This window comes from Vogesella perlucida (assembly GCF_979366545.1).
In genome coordinates, this window is the sequence record NZ_CEETRO010000075.1 from 1 (window position 1) to 256 (window position 256).

Consider the following 256-nt stretch of genomic DNA (forward strand, 5'->3'; position numbering starts at 1 on the left):
GAAATCAACCGAGATTCCGTAAGTAGTGGCGAGCGAACGCGGAAGAGCCTGTATGTGTTATGGATTGAGTTAGTGGAACGCTCTGGAAAGTGCGGCCATAGTGGGTGATAGCCCCGTACACGAAAACTGATTCCAAGAACTAAGCATACGACAAGTAGGGCGGGACACGCGAAATCCTGTCTGAATATGGGGGGACCATCCTCCAAGGCTAAATACTCGTGATCGACCGATAGTGAACCAGTACCGTGAGGGAAAG

At 50.8% G+C, this 256-nt stretch carries 1 rRNA gene; it reads left to right on the plus strand.

Annotated elements, in window-relative coordinates:
• Positions 1 to 256 (plus strand): 23S ribosomal RNA (locus ACZ9XP_RS18000); the annotation flags it as partial.